This window comes from Shewanella sp. SG41-4 (genome assembly GCF_014164505.1).
GTDB lineage: Bacteria > Pseudomonadota > Gammaproteobacteria > Enterobacterales > Shewanellaceae > Shewanella.
Genome location: NZ_JACJFI010000315.1, coordinates 1 through 3934 on the forward strand (window position 1 = coordinate 1; position 3934 = coordinate 3934).

3 protein-coding genes are annotated in these 3934 nt (G+C 41.3%); 2 read left to right on the forward strand and 1 reads right to left on the reverse strand.

Annotated features, from left to right (window positions below; all coding sequences use genetic code 11):
• Positions 1–42: 42 nt before the first annotated feature.
• Positions 43–1359: a sigma-54 interaction domain-containing protein gene (locus H5202_RS18790; RefSeq protein WP_182773409.1), complete on the reverse strand. Its 1317-nt coding sequence runs from the start codon at positions 1357–1359 to the stop codon at positions 43–45.
• Between the two features lie 257 nt (positions 1360–1616).
• Here H5202_RS18790 and H5202_RS18795 point away from each other — a divergent pair, with 257 nt between their 5' ends.
• Both H5202_RS18795 and H5202_RS18800 read left to right on the forward strand, forming a co-directional pair.
• The gene (locus H5202_RS18795) at positions 1617–2903 is read left to right on the forward strand and encodes an NAD(P)/FAD-dependent oxidoreductase (RefSeq protein ID WP_182773410.1); all 1287 of its coding nucleotides are present in this window, start codon (positions 1617–1619) and stop codon (positions 2901–2903) included.
• The gene (locus H5202_RS18800) at positions 2903–3547 is read left to right on the forward strand and encodes a Tll0287-like domain-containing protein (RefSeq protein ID WP_259397383.1); all 645 of its coding nucleotides are present in this window, start codon (positions 2903–2905) and stop codon (positions 3545–3547) included. The genes H5202_RS18795 and H5202_RS18800 overlap by 1 nt, the downstream gene beginning before the upstream one ends.
• Positions 3548–3934: the final 387 nt, after the last annotated feature.

A 3934-nucleotide genomic window follows, 5' to 3' on the forward strand; every position in this document is an offset into this window, starting at 1 on the left:
CTAGCCATACTAGCCATACTAGTAACGCTGAACGTGTGCTGGTTAGTTAAGCTTTAAACCATAGCGCTGTAATTTTCGATATAAGGTACGCACACTAATATTAAGCGTAATCGCTAGTTCGGCTGGCGATCCTGCATATTGCTCACATATCTGGGAAAGGTACGTACATTCCATGTCATCTAACGTCATCAGTTCGGTGTTAAGTTTTACAGCAATTGTTTCATCCGTAGATGTGTGACTAGGTTGAACGCTTTCAGGCAAATCACTGCTGTGTATAACATCCTCATTGGCGATAAGTGCCGATTGCTCAATAATATTTTTCAATTCGCGAATATTTCCCGGAAATGCATAACGGCTCAGAAGCGTTAATGCATTGCTCGAAAACTTTTTATGTTTGTAATCAGAATATTTTATAAAGTGATTCACCAGCGTCGGAATATCATCATAACGCTCACGTAACGACGGTAAGTAGATTGGAAACCCGGCAATGCGGTAATACAGGTCGCGCCTAAATTCACCTTTTTCAACTAAATCGAGTAAATTCTTATGGCTGGCACTGACTAATCTAAAGTCAGAACGTTTCTGTTTTAATCCGCCGACGGCACGATAACATTGGGTTTCAAGTAACCTGAGTAACTTTACTTGCATGTTCATCGGTACATCGCCGATTTCATCAAAAAACACCGTTCCACCGTGCGCTATTTCAATCAAGCCTTTTTTACTGCTTGTCGCCCCTGTAAATGCACCTTTTTCATAACCAAACAGCTCACTTTCGAACAGGTTTTCACTCAGCCCAGTACATTCAATCACAACAAACGGTTTATCATTTCGGTTACTGGCCTTATGCACCGCTTTAGCAACTAACTCTTTACCTGAACCCGTTTCACCTTGTAACAGTACCGCGATATTGGATTGAGATGCTCGATTAATCCTGTTGAGCATCTGCTTAAATGGCGCTGACTGACCGACCATGGTACCTTTTTTTGATTCCGTCGATGCATAATCTATAGCATCTAGAATCTCTAGAAACCCCAATACCATGCCACTGTTATCTTTTATGGGTTTCATTAAAATGTCGCAATAAGACTTACCTTGCACAGTGCTGTGAATATGCACTGCACTGGCAGCTCGGTTAGTACTCTGGCATTGCAATAACGGGCATTCCTCACCGTGTTTATCGCAAGGTTGGTCACTGTGATGAGAGATTTGATGGCATTTACTTTGACCTAGAATTACGTCTGCATCATAGGTTTCTATATAAGCTTGATTAACCGCATGGATCACATAATCGGGAGTAATAAAAATCGCCGGTTTATCAATGGCGTTTATCATAGATTGTACAACGGTGGTGTTGTTCATTGGTTACTCTCGCTTGCGATTCATATTAATCGGCCAACTTTTATAATGACATTAATAGCACGATAAATGTCATTATGATGTCATATATGTCACTCAATAACCTAGCATGAGTATCATGTTAATTTCAATTCTATTTAACCAATTGATTTTAATGGATTAAATCTTTTTGGTGTGATGTGGCACAAGCTTTGTATTCATTGTGTTATGTATGTCATGACCAAACGGTGTCAAAGACAACTCACAAAGGGGTGAACTCAATGGCTAAAATAGTTGTGCTTGGCGCTGGAACAGGTGGCATGCCTGCCGCATATGAAATTAAAGACATCTTAGGTAAAGATCATCAAGTGTTGATGGTAAATGAACATGATAAATTCCGTTTTGTACCGTCTAACCCTTGGATCGCAGTGGGTTGGCGAGAGCCCGATGCCATCTCTATCCCAATAGAAAAACACTTAGCCAATAAGGATATTGATTTTAAATGTGCATGTGTCGTAAAAATTGACCCAATTCAAAATCAGTTGATTACCGCTGAAAATGACATTATCGATTACGATTATTTGGTGATAGCAACAGGACCTAAATTAGCCTTTAACGCTATAACGGGTGCAGGCCCTGAGCATTTTACCCAGTCTATATGCACACTAGAGCACGCACTAAAGTGTAAAATTGATGTCGATAAGCTGTTAAATGACCCAGGGCCTGTGATTGTCGGCGCTTTTCAAGGCGCCAGTTGTTTCGGTCCAGCTTATGAATATGTATTTATACTCGATAAAGTGTTACGTGATGCTGGGATCCGAAATAAAGTGCCTATCCATTTTGTCACCAGCGAGCCTTATATTGGCTATTTAGGGCTTGGCGGAGTCGGTGATTCAAAATCGATGCTTGAATCTGAATTACGCCAAAGAGATATTAAATGGATATGCAATGCCAGCGTTGACTATGTCGAAGACGGCACTATGCATATTTCCGAACTCGACAGAAAAGGCGTCGTTGATTTTTCCCACTCATTGCCGTTTCATCATTCAATGCTCATCCCGCCATTTTTAGGCATAGATGCGGTCGCAAATGTTGAGGGCCTGTGTAATGCCAAAGGATTTGTTATTACCGACGAACATCAACGTTCCCCTCAATTCAGTAATATTTTTGCTGGTGGAGTCTGTGTCGCTATCCCGCCTGCAGAAGCGACCCCAGTCCCCACAGGAATGCCTAAAACAGGTTACATGATTGAGTCTATGATGACCGCTATCGCGCATAATTTACACAGTGTTATCGTTGAAGGTAAACCGCCTAAAAGCAAGGGCACATGGAATGCTATATGTATTGCTGACATGGGCGACACAGGCGCAGTGTTTGTCGCAATGCCACAAATCGCACCGCGAAATGTGTCTTGGTTTAAAAAAGGTAAATGGGCTCATTTAGCCAAAATAGGGTTTGAAAAATATTTTTTACTAAAAATGAAAACGGGCAGTAGTGAACCCATGTACGAAAAGTATGCCCTGAAGTTAATGGGAATTACCCGACTTGAAGACGAGGATGACAAATAATGAAATTAACATCAAAGCAAAAAAAAACGGTTTTAAATGCACGTAACATCAGTACGTTATTAGTGATTGCTGGCATGAGCAGCCTTTGCCATGCCGAATCACTAACGGAACAGCAGGTGCTTGAGCAACAGGCTAATCAACGCATTGCCGAATTTAGCCAAGCGTTAAAAGGTCAGTTACAGGCCGCAATTAAACAAGGTGGCTTAATCAATGCGGTGTCGGTGTGTAAATCGGTTGCACCTGCCATTGCCGCTGAAAACTCGAAAGAGGGCTGGACACTGACTCGAACCAGTTTACGTGTGCGTAATTCAGACAATACGCCAGATGAATGGGAGTTATCGCAATTACAACAATTTGAGCTGGTGAATGCCTCAGGACAACAACCTGCAGATAAGCCAATAGTGGCGAGTGAGTTTATCGTCAATGATGACAACACTCAGTTTCGTTATATGAAGGCCATACCAGCGCAACAATTATGTTTAGGTTGCCATGGCAGTAATATTGAACCAGAAGTGAGTGCACTGCTTAGCAAAACCTATCCAGATGATAAAGCGGTTGACTTTGCCCTTGGTGATATTCGTGGCGCATTTTCACTGAAAAAAGATATCGAAACACCTGTATCATCTGTTACCGCTAAGCCATAGTCGATAACCATAGTCGATAACCATAGTCGAAAATGAAAACTAGCAGACCACCGCGTGAATAGGGCTTTATCATTAAGCCTTATTCTTCGGAGCTTAAATCATATAATGCTTATTAATTCGCTGTTTGTTGCGACTTAATGCGCAGTTTACATTGATGGTTTAATTTAACATCATGCTGTAGTGATTAACCCTCCTCAGTCATTGACTCAATGATGTTGAGAATATTACCAATATTAATCTGAGGCTTTATCTGACAAATACCTGTGTATTGTGTTGGGAGTTAATGTGCCATGAGTAGAATCCGTATCGATCCTTTTTATCATCAAGCTAGTCATACGATTACGTATGTGGTTACAGATATTGCTACCCGTCAATGTTCGCTTATTG

Coding starts and splice junctions, on each gene's coding strand:
- H5202_RS18795 (WP_182773410.1), top strand. CDS start 1,617: ATGGCTAAAATAGTTGTGCTTGGCGCTGGAACAGGTGGCATGCCTGCC.
- H5202_RS18800 (WP_259397383.1), top strand. CDS start 2,903: ATGAAATTAACATCAAAGCAAAAAAAAACGGTTTTAAATGCACGTAAC.
- H5202_RS18790 (WP_182773409.1), bottom strand. CDS start 1,359: ATGAACAACACCACCGTTGTACAATCTATGATAAACGCCATTGATAAA.